This is a genomic window from Collinsella sp. OF02-10 (genome assembly GCF_003463445.1).
In the GTDB taxonomy this organism is placed as follows: domain Bacteria; phylum Actinomycetota; class Coriobacteriia; order Coriobacteriales; family Coriobacteriaceae; genus Collinsella.
Genome location: NZ_QSCW01000006.1, coordinates 11,999 through 27,198, shown reverse-complemented (window position 1 = coordinate 27,198; position 15,200 = coordinate 11,999). Strand labels below are relative to the sequence as shown.

The following is a 15,200-nucleotide window of genomic DNA, read 5'->3' as shown; positions in this document are numbered from 1 at the left end:
TCCCCGATGAGTGGAGCTATTTACCAGCCACGCCAACGCCGATGTTTTGGCAACGCCGATGTTTTGACAACGTCAGCGAGCGGTCACCAGGGCGAACAAATTGGCATGAAAAGAGGGCGGCATTGACCTTCTGGTCATGCCGCCCTCTTTGAATGACAAGTTGTCGCCCTGGTGACCGCGCAGCGTCGACCCGTTACGCGGTTTGGTAAAACCGCGTAACCCTACGGACGCTGGCCCATGCCACCCTCGAGGGTGACGGTCTCGCCGTTCATATACTTAAAGTCGGGACCGCAGAGCTGAACGACAACGCGGCCGATTTCCTTCTCGACGTCGCCGTAGTGGCCTGCCGGCGGCATGTGGACGTTGGCCTTGAACGCCTCGGGATAGGCATCCTGGAAGTTCTCGAGCGCGGCGGTCCAAGCAAGCGGGCAAACGATATTGACGTTGATGCCGTCCTTGCCCCACTCGTTGGCGGCAACGCGAGTCAGACCACGGATGCCTTCCTTGGCGGCGGCATAGCTGCACTGGCCGTAGTTGCCAAACAGGCCGGCGCCCGAAGCAAAGTTGACCACGGAGCCCTTGGTCTCCTTCAGGTGCGGATAGGCCTTCTGCATGTACAGGTAGGTGGCATACAGGCCAGAGTAAATGGCCAGGTTAAACTGATCCATGGTGTGATCGGCAATGGTCACGCCCGAGGCGCTGGCCTGAGCGTTGTTGACGACGGCGTCGATGCGACCGAACTCCTCAATGGCCTTGTCGATGACGTTCTGGACGACAGCCTCGTTGTCCTGACCAGCAGAAACATCGGCCTGAACAGGCAGAACCTTGACACCGTACTCGGCCTCGAGGGATTCCTTGGCGGCCTCGAGCTTGGCGACGTTGCGGCCGGTGATGACGAGGTTTGCGCCCTCCTTGGCAAAAGCGATATCGATGCCGTAGCCGATGGAACCAGCGGAGCCGTCCTTAAGCGTGGCCTTGCCGCCGCCGGTAACGATCACGGTCTTACCAGTGAAAAGTCCCATACAAAGTCCTTTCAAATCGCGACGGGCCTGCCCGTCGACTGCGCGCATCCAACTTCACGCGCCAAAAGCTGAAATGCAACTTTAGCGGGTTCAAGCGAAAAATAAAGCCCATGGCAGGCGAACGGCGCAACGTCTTTCGGCGAAGGGAATGTCAAGTACAAACTGGATAAAGTGGCCGAGTTTTTGCTATCGACGCGAGCCATCGAACACGTTTTGAAACTTTGCTGCAGCGCGCGGGATGTCGGCGCGAGACTTTATCATAGGGTGACAAACAACGATGAGGAGCACATGCCTATGACAGACGAGCTGGACCCCCAGACTCAACAGCATATTGATAATTCCGCAGACGTCACTGCAGATGCTGACGCTGTGACCTGCGATGATATTGGCCTCGACGACCCCATCTTAGACGAAAGCGCTACGGCGGAAACCCCCGGCGCCGAAGATGCAGGCGAGCAAAACGACGATGCGCCCGCTCAGGACGACCACCCCATACAGGATGCTGCTCCGCAAGCTGCGGGCCCTATCGAGGTTTCTTCGGAAGAAGAGCTCGACGCCGTCATGGACTCCATGATGGATGCCGTCAAAGCGATGAAAGACGCCGTGGCCGACGCCGACGTGGATGCCGAGGAAGAGGAGGCCGCCGAGGCCGCCTCGACCTTTGTGCCCGGCGAGACCCCCGTTGCCGATCAAGGCAGCACCATGCCCTCGTTCCTGCAGCTCGAGCACCCCACAATTGGCGCCGACGCGGTCGATCCGCACGCAGCAGGCTTTTCTGTGGTCGAGGGCGGCACCGGCAACATCGCCGCGCCGCAGGCTGCCGATTCGGACGCTGTCGACACCGCTCGCCCGACCGCCCCGCACTCCCCCGCCGCGAGCCGCGATCTGGGGACCGCCGTCTCGAACACTGCGAACGCCGTGGGCACCTTTATCGCCCAGGGCGCCTCGGCCATGCGCGAGATGAACGCCGCGAAAAAGGCACTTGCCGATGCCCGCGCCCACCTGGCCGAACTTGAGCAGCGCATTGCCGATCAGGCCGAGGAACTCGAGACGCGCCAGGATATCGCAGACCGCTACGACCAGATCGTCGCCGACCAGCGCCAGGCGATTGCCACGGCCCAAAAGACTGCAGCGGCCGCCGAGATTGACCGTGATGCCCACGCCTCCAAAGCGACAGAGCTCAAGGGTCAGCTCGAACAAATGAAGACAGAGGATGACGCGACTGAGCTCCGCCTGAAGGCCGCGCTCGACGCCGTGGAGGCCCGCGAGGCGAGCTCTCGCGAGACCGGCAACCGCCTCATTCGACGTCTTGAGGATTCCAAGCGCATCCGCGACAAGGTGAAGGCCGAGCGAGACGCCGGCATTGCGGCCGCACAACAAACCGTCGACGCCACGCGCGCCCAGCTCGAGACGCTGCGTCATGAGTATGCCGAGCTGCAACGCAATCCCTCGGCAAATCCCGCCAACTATACGGTGCGCACCAGCGAGCTCTCGATGCAGATCTCCGACACGGCAGATGCCCTGCGTAAAGCCGAAGAAGATGTCCCGCGCATCACCGCCGACCTTGAGCACTCGCTTGCCGCAGCCGAGCAGGCCGTCGAGCAGGCTCAAGCCCCTATCGCCGACGCAAAACGCGCGCACCAAGCCGTGACGACCGAAGCCGATGCCGCGCGCGACGAGCTGCAGACGGCGAAAACTGCCGCCGCAACTCGTCAGCGCGACCTGCGCGAGAAGATCACTGCCGAGGACAAGGCACGCCGCCAACAGGAGCAGACCATCGCCAACGCCCAAGCAGATGCCGCACATGCGCAGTCGATCATCGAACAGGCGACCGAGGTGCACGACCACCCAGAGATCACCGAGTCGCTTGCAGGGTCCTTGGCCCGAGAAAAAGCCGAACACACCGAGACCGAGCGAGAAGTCGCCCAGCTCGAGGCTACCGAGGATGACGTACGAGAGCGCACCCGCGACTCACGCATCAAATTCACCGGTGCCATCGTCTGCATCGTCGCCGTAGTTCTCGTGATCATCTTGATCTGGCTGTTCGCGAGCAAGTAACCACTCCCCAACGATTACAAGGAGTGTCCCCAAGTGCCGGCACAAAAGGAACGTCCCCAAGTGCCACATTGACAGCCAAGGCAACGCCGATGTTTTGGCACCGACAGCGAAAACCCGCCAGAGCGAGCAAGGTGCCTTGAAACAAGGCGGCATTGACCTTCTGGTCATGCCGCCGAAGTTGAAAGGCAGATTGCCGCTCTGGCGGGTTTGCAGCGTCAACTGGTTACGCGGTTTGGTAAAACCGCGTAACTACAAAGGTCGCGCCCTTGAAGTTGAACGTCAGATTGTCCAAATGCGGCCCGCGCAGCGTCGGCCGGTTACGGCGTTTGGAAAACGCCGTAACCTACAAAATGAGCATGGCGTCGCCAAAGCTGAAGAAGCGGTAGCGCTCCTCGATGGCGGCGGCATAGGCATCCATGATCTGGTCGCGGGTGGCAAGCGCGCTTACGAGCATCATGAGCGTGGAGCGCGGCACGTGGAAGTTCGTGATCAGCGCGTCGACCACGTGATAGGTCGAGCAGGGCATGAGGTAGAGCTGCGTCGTGGCGTTCTCGCGCACCACGATGTCACCGCGGCCGAGCGTGTCGGCGCCGTCCTCGCGGCCTTCAAAATAGCGCGCCGTCACAGCCGGATCGGGCACCGGAGCATCGGCGTCAAACGCGCTCTCGAGCGAGCGCACCGCCGTGGTACCGACAGCAATCACACGATGGCCCTCGGCCTTCGCCTTATGCACGGCGTCGACCACCTCCTGTGACACGTGGTAGCGCTCGGTGTGCATCACGTGCTGCATGGGGTCGTCCTCTTCCACCAGGCGGAAGGTGTCGATGCCCACCTCGAGCTCGACGGCGGCAAACTTTGCGCCCTTGGCCTCGATGGCAGCCATGAGCTCGGGCGTGAAGTGCAGGCCAGCCGTGGGAGCAGCGGCCGAGTGCTCCTCCTTCATGGCGTACACGGTCTGGTACTTCTCGGGGTCGCCCTCGTAATCGGTGATGTAGGGCGGCAACGGCACGTGACCGGCGGCGTGAATGGCCTCGTCGAGCGTGCGCGGGTCGCCAGCGGCATTGCAGCCCGCCGGCTCAAAACGCACCAGGCGGCCGCCGCGGCTATCGGTGACAAAGTCGACAACCTCGGCCGTCAGCACCACGGGAGCCCCCTCGGGCGCATGGGCGCCACCGGCGCGATACTCAATCTGAGCACCGGGCTTCAGACGCTTGCCCGGCTTGACCAGGCACTCCCAAACGTGACCCAGCGGGTCAATATCCTCGCGGCGCTTGAGCAGCAGCGTCTCGACCACACCGCCCGAGCCGGCCTTGCGACCGATCAGGCGGGCCGGCATAACACGCGTCTGGTTGATGACGAGCACGTCGCCCGGCTCGATATAGTCGATGATGTCACGGAAGATGCGGTGCTCGACGGTGCCGCCATGCTCTAGCGGCGTTCCTGTCTCGGAGCCTTTGCGATCAACCACCAGCAGGCGGCAGGAGTCGCGCGGCTCGGCAGGCGCCTGGGCGATGAGCTCTTCGGGCAGGTTATAGTCAAAATCATCGGTACGCATAGACACGTCGGATTCTCCTTATATAGCTAAAGTCCGCTCTACATCCTAGCAGGCTGACGTCCCAAATGAACTACTTTTTGGCGGCTTTGCGCTCGTCGCGGATGCGGGCGCGGTCCATGGCCGCCTCGACAGCCGAGAAGCGGCAACCACAGTAGTTCTGCCGATACATGCCAAGCTCGCGCGAACGGCGAGTCGCCTCGGGGTAATACGGGCGAAAATCGCGAATCACCGGGGTGAGCCCATGTGCCGCCGCCAAGCGCTCAAGCACGTCATTGCAGGTATCGAACAGCTGGTACGGCGAGACGGCGAGCGTCGTGCCCACAAACTCAAACCCGCGCTCCTGGGCCACGCGGCACGCCTCGGCCAAGCGCAGGGCATAGCACGCGCGACAGCGACGAGGCCGATCGGCACCCAGCGGTGCCACGCCGGTCTCCCAGCGATCGCGGTCCTCCCCTGCCTCGATGAGCTCGATGTCGCCATCGGCACACCACCGGCGCAGCTCGTCCAAGCGGCGCTGCCATTCATCGCGCGGTTGAATATTGGGGTTGGTCCAGCAAATCGTGGGCTCAAACCCCTCCTCGCGCAGCAGGCGAACCGGCTCCAGCGAGCACGGCGCGCAGCAAGCATGCAGCAGCAACGGCTTCATCGACATCTCCTCACCCAAAAAAGCGCACGCCAAAGGACGTATCCTCGCAGGCGACAATGCGGCGGTCGCGCAAAATGGTCCGCACGTAATACCAATCGCCCACACAGCCCGACAAATGCAAGCCGGCCGCCAGATAGCACAGCAGCGGATAGCCCGAAAACGCAAACCCCAGGGCAAACGCTGTCGTCACAACAACCGTCGGCGCCAGGCAAATCGCCACATACCGCCGGCGCGAATACACAATCCCCTCAGCGCAGGCATAAATCATGCACGTCTCACGGTTCGCTCCAAAAGTCACGTGCGCACCCGTGGGCGCCAGCAGCTTAAAAAACGCACCGTGCACCAGCTCATGCACGGCAAACGACGCCGCAGAGACGACCACCGAGCCGACCATCCAGCCCAAGACCGCCGTCCAGCCGCCCGCGTCGGCCGCATCCAGATCCGCGGGCCCACCCAGCAGCATAAACACCGGCACCAGGCACACGGCAAATGCGCCAAGCACGGCCATCCCCCACACAAAGCAGGCGTGCAGGAAATCCTCGTCTTCAAACGCATGTATGTTGGAAATCTCATTCATAGCATCTTAGGATAGCGCCCCCGTCACGCACCCGCCCGCATGTGCGATAATGTCGAACGATATGCACGAATTGACCACCGCGTCGCCAGGCCTCGCACCCGGCTGCGCTCTCACCATATGCGAAGGAGTCCCATGGCATCCAAATACTCCATGAACGACCGTCCCAGCTGGCCTCGCCGCGCCATCGTTACCGCCGGCGAGCCCTACGGCAACAAGGGCCTTCACTTTGGCCACGTTGGCGGCGTCTTTGTCCCGGCCGACTTCTTCGCCCGTTTCCTGCGCGACCGTCTGGGCCGCGAGAACGTCATCTTCACCTCGGGCACCGACTGCTATGGCTCGCCCATCATGGAGAGCTACCGCAAGCTCAAGGAGAACGAGGGCTACGACAAGTCCATTAACGAGTACGTCGAGTCCAATCACTCCCGCCAGGCCGCGACCCTCAACAACTACAACATCAGCTGCGATATCTACGGCGGCTCGGGCCTTGAGCCGGCTGCGCAGATTCACAACGAGGTGACCGCCGAGATTATCGAGCGCCTGCACGAGCAGGGCACCATCTCAAAGCGCTCCACGCTGCAGTTCTACGACGCCAAGGCCGGCACTTTCCTCAACGGCCGCCAGGTCATCGGCCGCTGCCCCATCCAGGGCTGCAAATCCGAGAAAGCCTATGCCGACGAATGCGACCTGGGTCACCAGTTTGAGCCCGAGGAGCTCATCGCGCCCAAAAGCCAGCTTACTGGCGAGGTGCCCGAGCTGCGCCCGGTCGACAACCTCTACTTCGACCTGCCGGCCTACCTCGACTTTATGAAGACCTACACCGCCAAGCTCGCCCAGAACCCACAGGTTCGCTCCGTGGTCTCCAAGACCATGGAGGAGTGGCTGCTGCCGGCACAGCTCTACATCCAGAACAAGTTCCGCGAGGCCTTCGACGCCGTCGAGGACCAGCTCCCCGAGCACACCGTACTGGAGCCCGAGGGCAACAAGAGCAGCTTTACCGTCACCTTCCCCAGCTGGAAGGAACGCGACGACGCCCACGCGGTGCTCGCCAACGGCGGCGTGCGCTTCCGCAGCGGCAAGGCGCTCGTGCCCTTCCGCATCACCGGCAACATCGACTGGGGCGTTCCGGTGCCCGAGGTCGACGGCGTGACCGACGTCACCTGCTGGTGCTGGCCCGAGAGCCTGTGGGCGCCCATCAGCTACACCCGCACCGTGCTCGCACGCGATGCCAAGGCCGCCGGCGTGACCGAGGGCGTCGCCGCTCAGGATGCCGCCCTCATGGGCGAGCCCGCCGCCGATTCCACGCAGGTCCCCGCGCCCACCTACCAGCACAGCTCGCTCGACTGGCGCGACTGGTGGTGCTCGGACGACGCACAGATCTACCAGTTCATCGGTCAGGACAACATCTACTTCTACTGCATCGCGCAGACCGCCATGTGGGAGGCCCTGGGTTGGGACCTCACGCAGAGCACCGTCAGCGCCTGCTACCACCTGCTCTACATGGGCAAAAAGGCCAGCTCGTCCTCGCAGACGCCTCCCCCGCCGGCAGACGACCTGCTCAACCACTACACCTGCGAGCAGATGCGTGCGCATTGGCTGTCGCTCGGCCTGTCCGAGAAGCCGGTGAGCTTTAGCCCCAAGGCATACGACACGCGCGTGACCGGCAAGGACAAGGACGGTAACGAGGTGCGCGCCTGCGACGACAAGCGCGTTATCGACCCGGCCCTTAAGGAGAGCGCCCTTTTGACCGGCGTGTTCAACCGTCTGGCCCGCAGCTGCTTCTACGGCGTCGCCGTCAAGGAAGGCGACGAGAGCCCCTACCGCAACGGCTGCATCCCCGCCGGTGCCGCTTCTGACACCGTGGTCGAAGCCGCCCAGCAGGCAGCCCTCGCCTTTGAGCAGGCCATGTACAAGTTCGAGACGCACCGCGCGCTTGCCGTGTGCGACGACTACCTGCGCGCCGCCAACAAGCGCTGGAGCGACGCCTCTAAGGCCGCCAACAAGCTTGAGGGCGAGCCGGCCAACGCCGCGATGACGCAGGCCCTCGTCGACGCCTTTACCGAACTGCGTGTGGCGACCGTGCTCATGCACGGCATTGTCCCGGCCGGCTGCGAGCTCATCTGCGAGTACTTCGACGTCGACCCGGTCGCCTTCTTTAGCTGGGATAGCATCTTCGCCTCCACGGACGAGTTTGTGGAGAGCCTGGGCGAGAAGCCCGGCGAGCACCGCGTGAAGCCGCTACCCCCGCGCTTCGACTTCTTCAGCAAGCACGAGAGCCAGTACTAGGCAACCGCAATGCGCCCGGGAATGATTATTCTGGGACGGGGATTAAAAAATCATTCCCGGGCGCCGCAAAACAGTCTTTTTGGGACGGGAATCACTAAATGATTTTTTAATCCCCGTCCCAGAATAATCATTTAGGTGGAAGGAAAGACGGATGTCCAAGCCGCGTCGTCGTAAGCAGAAAAAGCAGGTTAAGCCCGAGCTCAAGCTCAGGCAGTTTGCCGCCACCGAGCTTTCCGACCAGCTTGCCGCCCAACCCTCCGCCGCCGACCTGCCGCGCTTTATGGTCGACACGGTCGCCGGCGCCTATGCCCCCACTGATGCTCAGCTCATGATCGAAGGCTTTGGCGCCGCGGCCACACGCCCAGTCACACTGCGCGCCAACACGCTCAAGGCGACCGCCGAGGACATCGCCGCCGCACTCGACGCAGCCGGCATCGCCCACCGCCCCGTCGCATGGTACCCGGACGCTTTCATCCTGCCCGAGGCCCAGGTTTCCGACCTATGGGACCTCGACATCTACCGCGACGGCAAAATCTACTTGCAAAGCCTGTCGTCCATGATGCCGCCGTTGGTCCTGGGCGTCCAGGCAGGCGAGGACATCCTGGACATGTGCGCAGCCCCCGGTGGCAAGACGACGCAGATCGCCGCCCTCACCCAGGGCAAGGCACACCTCACGGCCTGCGAGATGAGCATTCCCCGCGCCGAAAAGCTTGAGTCCAACCTCCACCGCCAGGGCGCCAAAAACGTGCCCGTCATGCGCATCGACGCACGCGAGCTCGACGAATTCTTCCGCTTTGACCGCATCCTGCTCGACGCTCCCTGCACCGGCACGGGCACCGTCGTCAGCGGCAACGAAAAGAGCCTGCGCGGCCTCACCGAGCAGTTGCTCGGCAAGTGCGCCCGCTCGCAGCGAGCACTTCTGGACCGCGCCATGGGAGCCCTCAAACCGGGCGGAACGCTCGTCTATTCGACTTGTTCGATCTTGCCGCAGGAAAACGAGGACGCCCTGCAAGAGGCCCTCGACAAGCATATGGACTGCGAGCTCATCCCCCTCGACGGCACGCCAAGCGAAAGTGAGGCACGCCGTGCCCAGGCAGCTGGTGAGGAGCCGCGCATCGAGTCCAACGCCCTGACCGAGGCCATTGCCGCGGGTCAGGTATCGGCCATCGCCAACGGCCTGCCCGGCACGCTCACCATTCCGCCTAGCCGCGACTTTGAGGGCTTCTACATTGCCCTGATCCGAAAACGCAGCTAGCGCACGGATCCAAAACTCAACAAGCTATCTCCGTGCGCGTTTGCCCTGCTGGTCGCGATGCTGTTTAAGCATCGCGCGCTCCTTGCGTTCGGCCCTTTTACCCTTAATGGCCGTGACCACAAAGTAGATGACCGCGGCGGCAACGATTGCGCCCACACACAGGCCAATCGAGCCCAACATTGCCGAGAATTCCATACCGCGTCACCTTTCTTTTGCATACGGGACTTTCAAGATAGCACCTCGATTCCCGCCACCACAGCTCCTTCACGTTCGCCGGCCCTTCGGTCTAACGGATGACTCAGCGGGGAAAAATCAACTCGTCAAACGATTTAGCAAGCACAACGCCGCCGGCACCCTCCCGGCCGTCATCACATAGAATCGAGCCTCCATGGATACCCTCAACGATCTAAACGAACGCGTCGACGCCTTCGTCGGCACCAGCTCCTTCGACACGCCCGCCGCGGCAAACGACCAAGCTCCCATCGATGTGCCCGCCGAGGTTCACGAGGACATCGTCGCCTCGGTCGATTTCTCCGAGGTCGAGCTTGCGGACGAATTTACCGAGCCCCAGGTGGCCGTAACTCCCAACGGTCTTTTGCCCATGGAGCCGCTGCCCATCGACGGGCGCCTGCGCAAGGCGGCCCTTCGCATGCCCGATGAGATTGAGGAGGCCAGCGGCTTTACGCTCTTTGGCCGCCGCATCAAATCGCTCATCTACACCACCGACGTGGCGGTCATCCGCAACTCCAATGCCGACGCCGTGTTTGCGGTCTACCCCTTTACGCCGCAACCCGCCATTACGCAGGCGCTGCTGACGGTCGCCGAGTGCCCGGTCTTTGTGGGCGTTGGCGGCGGCACCACCACCGGCAAGCGCTCCGTGCAGATGGCGGCCGTCTCCGAGATGCAGGGCGCGGCGGGCTGCGTGGTCAACTCCCCCGCCACCGCCGAGATGGTCGAGCACATCACCAACATCGCCGACATCCCCGTCATCGCCACGGTCGTTCGTTGCGACGACGATGCTCACGCCAAAGTGCGCGCCGGCGCCAAGATCCTCAACATCGCCGCCGGCAAGAACACGCCGCAGGTCCTGCGTGAACTGCGCGAGCACTATCCCAACCTGCCGCTCATCGCGCCGGGCGGCAAGACGCCCGAGAGCATCCGTGAGACCATCGCCGCCGGAGCCAACGCCATCATCTGGACGCCGCCTTCGGCACAGCAGCTACAGACCGACATGATGCAGCGTTATCGCAAGATGAAGGAAGACGCCACACCTGTCATCTCGCGCGACGATGTACCCATTATCGACCAGGTCGCCGCCGCCGAGGTCAGCCAGGTCGAGAACATGAATCCCGATGTGCCGATTCCCGACGAAGTCATCGAGCGCGTCGCTTCGATCCACGAGCGCGTCGAGGAGCATCGCGCCAACCGCGGCCTCAAGCCGTCACTGCACGGCTTCTTCTTCCGCGGAAAGAAACGCTAGCAAAACATCTTGGCCCGCCCCACAAACGTGAGGCGGGCCGTTTTCGTTTGAGCAATCATGCAGCGATGTGATGGGGCAAACTAATCCACGCGCTTGTCGCCCATAAAGAAGAGCGCCACCGTACCAGGTCCGGTGTGCGAACCGATCAGAGCACCGATATTGTTGATCTCAATCTTGCCTTTGAGCTGCGGAACCTGTTCCTCAATCAGCGCCGCAACTGCCTCGGCATCCTCGTGGCACGCCGAGTGCGACATGATGCACTTACCCGAATAATCCGCGCCGTCCTGCACGTGTGCCAACATGGTCTTAGCCATCTCGGAAATCGCGCGCTTCTTGGTGCGAATCTTCTCACGCGGCGCCAGCTCACCTTCGCAATCGACCGTCATGAGCGGGCAAATCTTGAGCGCCGTGCCGATGATCGCGCTCGCGGCCGAAATGCGACCGCCGCGCAGGTAACTCGACAGATCGGTCGAGAAGAACCAGTGGTGCAGGTTGAGTTTATGCTCCTCAATCCAAGCGGCCGTCTCGTCGAGCGAAGCGCCGCTATCGCGAACGTCTGCGGCACACTCCGCCAGCAGGCCAAAGCCCGAAGACGCCGCCAGCGAATCGATGACGCGAACCTTGCCGCCCTGGGGATAGCGATCCGCGAGCATCTGCGCCGCAACGCAGGCCGATCCATACGTGCCCGAAATACCCGACGACAACGTCAGGTGCAGCACGTCTTTACCCTCGGCAACAAACGGCTCCCAAAACTCCTCGTACTCGCCCACGCTTACCTGAGACGTCTTGGGCATGGCGCCCGCAGATATCTGGGCAAAAAACTCGTCCGGCGTAATCGACTGATACAGATCGTCCGTGTAGACAACATCGTCGATCTCGTAATGAAAACACACGACAGGGATATTGCGCGACACAAAGAACTCACGGGTTCGGTCGGCGGCAGATTCACAGGTCAGGACAAAATCACTCATATGAGGCTCCTTACTCATTGCTGCGCAAATTATCGCACAGTGAGCCTACATACGGTACATATGTCCACTATTTACCAAATCGAAGCAATAATAGCGAACATCTTTACCACCATCGTCTCCACCGACCCCACGCATGAATATCTGAGAAAACACCCTCTGTCGTCTCCACTCAACCGCCATATCTACCTCAACTAAATCGATTTACCAAACCGTTCGGCTAACAATTCGGCCGCCCATCCCCAATCGAAACAAAAGCGGCGCATACTGATAAACGTTTGACGCTGTTTATCAGTTTTACCAGCTCCATCGGAAGGTGTTTCATGGTCGCATTCGATCGCAATCCGCAAGACTTCAAGTATCTGCGTCTGCTGTCGAGACAATTTCCCACCGAGCAATCCGCGTTTACCGAGATTATCAATCTCTCGGCCATTCTCAACCTGCCCAAAGGCACCGAGCATTTTATGAGCGACGTGCATGGCGAGTACGAAGCCTTTATGCACATCCTCAACAACTGCTCGGGCGTCGTGCGCGAACATGTCGACGAGATTTTTGGCGACACGCTTTCCTTTGACGAAAAGGGCGAGCTGTGCACGCTCATCTACTACCCGCGCGAGAAGATCGACCTGATCCGCAGCCGGCGCGAAGACTCGCCCACCTGGTACAGGACGATGCTTGACCAGCTCATCATGGTCGCCCGCTCGCTTTCGAGCCGCTATACGCGCTCCAAGGTGCGTAAGGCCATCCCACGCGATTACGCCTACATCATCGACGAGCTGCTGCACACGCATCCGGACGAGAACAACTATCGCGTGCGTTATCACGAGCGCATCGTGGAGTCCATTCTGGAGACCGCCAGCGCCGACGACTTTATCGAGTCGCTCGCCTCGCTCATCAAGCGCCTGGCCGTCGACCACCTGCACCTGGTGGGCGACATCTTCGACCGCGGCGGCGGCGCTGCCAAGATTATGGACCGTCTGCTCACCTACCATTCACTCGACATCCAGTGGGGCAACCACGACCTGCTGTGGATGGGCGCTGCGGCCGGTGAGCCCGCCTGCATCGCAACGGTGCTGCGCAACAACCTACGCTACGACAACTACGAGATCCTGGAGAACGACTACGGCATCTCGCTGCGTGAGCTTGTCGCCTTTGCCGATGCCACCTACACCGCCAGTGAGTCCATCACCCCGCTGATCAAGGCCATCAACGTCCTGCTCTTTAAGCTCGAGGGCCAGATTATCCAGCGCCATCCCGAGTTCGACATGACCGACCGTCTGTTACTCGACAAGATCGATCACGGCACCGGCACGGTCACGCTCGCCGACGGCAGCGTGTGGCCGCTCACGACCAACGACTTCCCCACCGTCGACCCGGCGGACCCCTATACGCTCACGTCTCAGGAGCAGCACATCATCGACAAGCTCGTGTCCGAGTTTGTCACCGCCGATCACCTGCATCGCCACATCGATTTCCTCTATTCCCACGGCTCGATGTACAAGGTCGCCAACGGCAACCTGCTGTTCCACGGCTGCGTGCCGCTCAACGAAGACGGCACCTTTAGCAGCATGAACTGCCTGGGCACCTGGCACGCTGGCCGCGATTATCTCGATTTTTGCGACCACATCGCCCGCCGCGCCTGGCGCGTGGGCGACCGCGACGCTCTCGACTGGATGTGGTACCTGTGGATTGGCTTTAACTCACCCGCCAGCGGACGCCTGGTGCGTACCTTTGAGCGCGCCTATATCGCCGACAAGAGCACCTGGGTCGAGCCGATGGACCCGTACTACACGCTCACCACGTCCTCGTCCGTTTGCGACGATATCATGCGCGAGTTCAACGTCGCTGCCATGGCCTGCTCGCCGACGGGCCACATCATCAACGGTCATACGCCCGTCAAGACCACCAAGGGCGAACAGCCCATCCGCGCCAACGGTAAGCTGCTGGTCATCGATGGCGGCTTCTGCCGCGCCTACCACCCCAAAACGGGCATCGCCGGCTACACGCTTATCTCGAGCTCGCGAGGATGCCGCCTCAAGTCGCACCGGGCCTTTACCACCGTTGCCGAGGCACTCACGCGCAACGTGGACATCGAAAGCGAGACCAACCGCTTTGACGAGGCCGACCGCCGCCGCATGGTGAGCGACACCGATACCGGCGCCAAGATCCGCAGCCAGATCCAGGACCTACGCCAACTGCTCGATGCATATAGAAACGGTGCTATCGAGGAGCGCGCCTAGCTCCACCCGCGGGGATTGGCTAAACTTGCTGGGTTTGTCATCCCCACGGCGCCCCAGCGCCACCCTAAGGCAGGTATCATGCAAAAGCTCCTCGCGCAGATCATGAAATTTGGCGTCGTCGGTGTCATTGCCACGGTCATCGACTTTGGCATTATGAATCTGCTCCACTACGGTCTGGGCCTCAACATCCTAATCGCCAACACCAGCGGCTTTATCGTCTCACTCATCTTTAATTACGTCGCCAGCATGAAGTACGTGTTTGCGCACAAGGAGGGCATGAGCCGCCGCCGCGAGTTCATTATCTTTGTCGTGCTGTCCGTGATCGGTTTGGTGCTCAACGACGGTATCGTGCTGGCGCTCAACGCCGGCCTGGGGCTCGAAGCCAATATCGCCAAGATTTGCGCCACCGCGCTTGTCATGGTCTACAACTTTGTGACCCGAAAGATCTTCCTGGAGGGCGACGAGACCAAATAGCTCGACACCCCTGCAGCATTACGGCGCCCACGGACGACGCGCGCTCAGCGCAGCATCGTCCGTGGGTGCCGCTCGTTTACGGGCAAATTTTCAACGTTTGCGGATTAGCACTTGATAATTTGGCGAGTTCGTATAGTTCTTGGCAAAGACCTTACGTTTCCCTCGCAAAAGCTCTAAAGTATCCTCTGCTCGATTCATCAACGCATTGGATGTGATTACGTGCGCAAGGCACTGGCACAACCTCATACCAAGCAGTTCCTCAAGTTCGCTGTCGTGGGCCTTATCTCCTTTGGCATCGACTGGGGTATGCTCATTGCGCTCGTCGAGCTGTTCCACCTCGACTTTTTGATGAGCACCACGGTCTCGTTTACCACATCCGTCGTGGTCAACTACTGGCTCAGCATGAAGTACGTGTTCGACCATCGCGAGGGCATGAGCCGCAAGCGCGAGTTCACGATCTTCACCATCCTGTCGGTGATTGGTTTGGGCCTCAACGACCTGTACATGTTTGTGGGCGTCACGTTTTTGAGCATCGGCTACCAGGCCATGAAGGCCATCGCCACGTTCTTGGTCACCTGGTACAACTACTTTAGCCGCCGCTTCTTCCTCGAGGGCGCACAGTCGTAGTCACGTCGACATTTG

The 15,200-nt window shown here is 61.4% G+C and carries 13 protein-coding genes; 7 read left to right on the top strand and 6 right to left on the bottom strand.

Features of this window, described 5'->3' with window-relative positions; translation table 11 throughout:
• Positions 1-221 precede the first annotated feature (221 nt).
• Positions 222-1,022 (bottom strand): SDR family NAD(P)-dependent oxidoreductase, encoded by an 801-nt coding sequence (locus DXA43_RS04335; protein ID WP_006235414.1) that lies wholly within the window; start codon positions 1,020-1,022, stop codon positions 222-224.
• A 294-nt stretch (positions 1,023-1,316) separates the two neighbouring features.
• Between DXA43_RS04335 and DXA43_RS04330 the strand changes: the two genes are divergently transcribed.
• Positions 1,317-3,080: a hypothetical protein gene (locus DXA43_RS04330; protein ID WP_117806360.1), complete on the top strand. Its 1,764-nt coding sequence runs from the start codon at positions 1,317-1,319 to the stop codon at positions 3,078-3,080.
• A gap of 343 nt (positions 3,081-3,423) precedes the next feature.
• Here the strand turns inward: DXA43_RS04330 and queA are convergent, their stop codons facing one another.
• From queA to DXA43_RS04315, 3 genes are all read right to left on the bottom strand, one after another.
• A complete protein-coding gene (gene queA, locus DXA43_RS04325; protein WP_117806359.1) occupies positions 3,424-4,635 on the bottom strand; it encodes a tRNA preQ1(34) S-adenosylmethionine ribosyltransferase-isomerase QueA in 1,212 nt (403 codons plus the stop codon).
• 70 nt (positions 4,636-4,705) lie between these two features.
• Positions 4,706-5,281, bottom strand: a complete 576-nt coding sequence (locus DXA43_RS04320; RefSeq protein ID WP_117803058.1) for an epoxyqueuosine reductase QueH — start codon at positions 5,279-5,281, stop codon at positions 4,706-4,708.
• Positions 5,282-5,291: 10 nt separating this feature from the next.
• The gene (locus tag DXA43_RS04315; RefSeq protein ID WP_117806358.1) at positions 5,292-5,858 is read right to left on the bottom strand and encodes a DUF3267 domain-containing protein; all 567 of its coding nucleotides are present in this window, start codon (positions 5,856-5,858) and stop codon (positions 5,292-5,294) included.
• Between the two features lie 132 nt (positions 5,859-5,990).
• On the opposite strand from DXA43_RS04315, the gene DXA43_RS04310 reads away from it, so the two are divergent.
• Positions 5,991-8,141 (top strand): methionine--tRNA ligase, encoded by a 2,151-nt coding sequence (locus tag DXA43_RS04310; RefSeq protein ID WP_117806357.1) that lies wholly within the window; start codon positions 5,991-5,993, stop codon positions 8,139-8,141.
• A gap of 151 nt (positions 8,142-8,292) precedes the next feature.
• On the top strand, positions 8,293-9,396 hold the full coding sequence (locus DXA43_RS04305; RefSeq protein ID WP_117806356.1) for an RsmB/NOP family class I SAM-dependent RNA methyltransferase: 1,104 nt from the start codon (positions 8,293-8,295) through the stop codon (positions 9,394-9,396).
• A gap of 24 nt (positions 9,397-9,420) precedes the next feature.
• Here DXA43_RS04305 and DXA43_RS10260 read toward each other — a convergent pair whose 3' ends face one another.
• Positions 9,421-9,591, bottom strand: coding sequence for a hypothetical protein (locus DXA43_RS10260; protein ID WP_158557554.1), 171 nt, complete (start codon positions 9,589-9,591; stop codon positions 9,421-9,423).
• 193 nt (positions 9,592-9,784) lie between these two features.
• Here DXA43_RS10260 and DXA43_RS04300 point away from each other — a divergent pair, with 193 nt between their 5' ends.
• Positions 9,785-10,876 (top strand): hypothetical protein, encoded by a 1,092-nt coding sequence (locus DXA43_RS04300; protein ID WP_089572116.1) that lies wholly within the window; start codon positions 9,785-9,787, stop codon positions 10,874-10,876.
• 80 nt (positions 10,877-10,956) lie between these two features.
• On the opposite strand, the gene DXA43_RS04295 is transcribed toward DXA43_RS04300, so the two are convergent.
• Positions 10,957-11,847: a DegV family protein gene (locus DXA43_RS04295; RefSeq protein ID WP_117806355.1), complete on the bottom strand. Its 891-nt coding sequence runs from the start codon at positions 11,845-11,847 to the stop codon at positions 10,957-10,959.
• Positions 11,848-12,167: 320 nt separating this feature from the next.
• Here DXA43_RS04295 and DXA43_RS04290 point away from each other — a divergent pair, with 320 nt between their 5' ends.
• From DXA43_RS04290 to DXA43_RS04280, 3 genes are all read left to right on the top strand, one after another.
• A complete protein-coding gene (locus DXA43_RS04290) occupies positions 12,168-14,084 on the top strand; it encodes a fructose-1,6-bisphosphatase (RefSeq protein WP_117806354.1) in 1,917 nt (638 codons plus the stop codon).
• 78 nt (positions 14,085-14,162) lie between these two features.
• Positions 14,163-14,558 carry a GtrA family protein gene (locus tag DXA43_RS04285; RefSeq protein ID WP_117806353.1) on the top strand — a complete coding sequence of 132 codons (396 nt, stop codon included), beginning with the start codon at positions 14,163-14,165 and terminating at the stop codon, positions 14,556-14,558.
• A gap of 219 nt (positions 14,559-14,777) precedes the next feature.
• On the top strand, positions 14,778-15,185 hold the full coding sequence (locus DXA43_RS04280; RefSeq protein ID WP_117806352.1) for a GtrA family protein: 408 nt from the start codon (positions 14,778-14,780) through the stop codon (positions 15,183-15,185).
• Positions 15,186-15,200 lie beyond the last annotated feature (15 nt).

What these genes read in the sequence shown, in the direction of transcription:
- DXA43_RS04335 (WP_006235414.1), bottom strand. Translation starts at nt 1,022, where the DNA reads ATGGGACTTTTCACTGGTAAGACCGTGATCGTTACCGGCGGCGGCAAG.
- DXA43_RS04330 (WP_117806360.1), top strand. Translation starts at nt 1,317, where the DNA reads ATGACAGACGAGCTGGACCCCCAGACTCAACAGCATATTGATAATTCC.
- queA (WP_117806359.1), bottom strand. Translation starts at nt 4,635, where the DNA reads ATGCGTACCGATGATTTTGACTATAACCTGCCCGAAGAGCTCATCGCC.
- DXA43_RS04320 (WP_117803058.1), bottom strand. Translation starts at nt 5,281, where the DNA reads ATGAAGCCGTTGCTGCTGCATGCTTGCTGCGCGCCGTGCTCGCTGGAG.
- DXA43_RS04315 (WP_117806358.1), bottom strand. Translation starts at nt 5,858, where the DNA reads ATGAATGAGATTTCCAACATACATGCGTTTGAAGACGAGGATTTCCTG.
- DXA43_RS04310 (WP_117806357.1), top strand. Translation starts at nt 5,991, where the DNA reads ATGGCATCCAAATACTCCATGAACGACCGTCCCAGCTGGCCTCGCCGC.
- DXA43_RS04305 (WP_117806356.1), top strand. Translation starts at nt 8,293, where the DNA reads ATGTCCAAGCCGCGTCGTCGTAAGCAGAAAAAGCAGGTTAAGCCCGAG.
- DXA43_RS10260 (WP_158557554.1), bottom strand. Translation starts at nt 9,591, where the DNA reads ATGGAATTCTCGGCAATGTTGGGCTCGATTGGCCTGTGTGTGGGCGCA.
- DXA43_RS04300 (WP_089572116.1), top strand. Translation starts at nt 9,785, where the DNA reads ATGGATACCCTCAACGATCTAAACGAACGCGTCGACGCCTTCGTCGGC.
- DXA43_RS04295 (WP_117806355.1), bottom strand. Translation starts at nt 11,847, where the DNA reads ATGAGTGATTTTGTCCTGACCTGTGAATCTGCCGCCGACCGAACCCGT.
- DXA43_RS04290 (WP_117806354.1), top strand. Translation starts at nt 12,168, where the DNA reads ATGGTCGCATTCGATCGCAATCCGCAAGACTTCAAGTATCTGCGTCTG.
- DXA43_RS04285 (WP_117806353.1), top strand. Translation starts at nt 14,163, where the DNA reads ATGCAAAAGCTCCTCGCGCAGATCATGAAATTTGGCGTCGTCGGTGTC.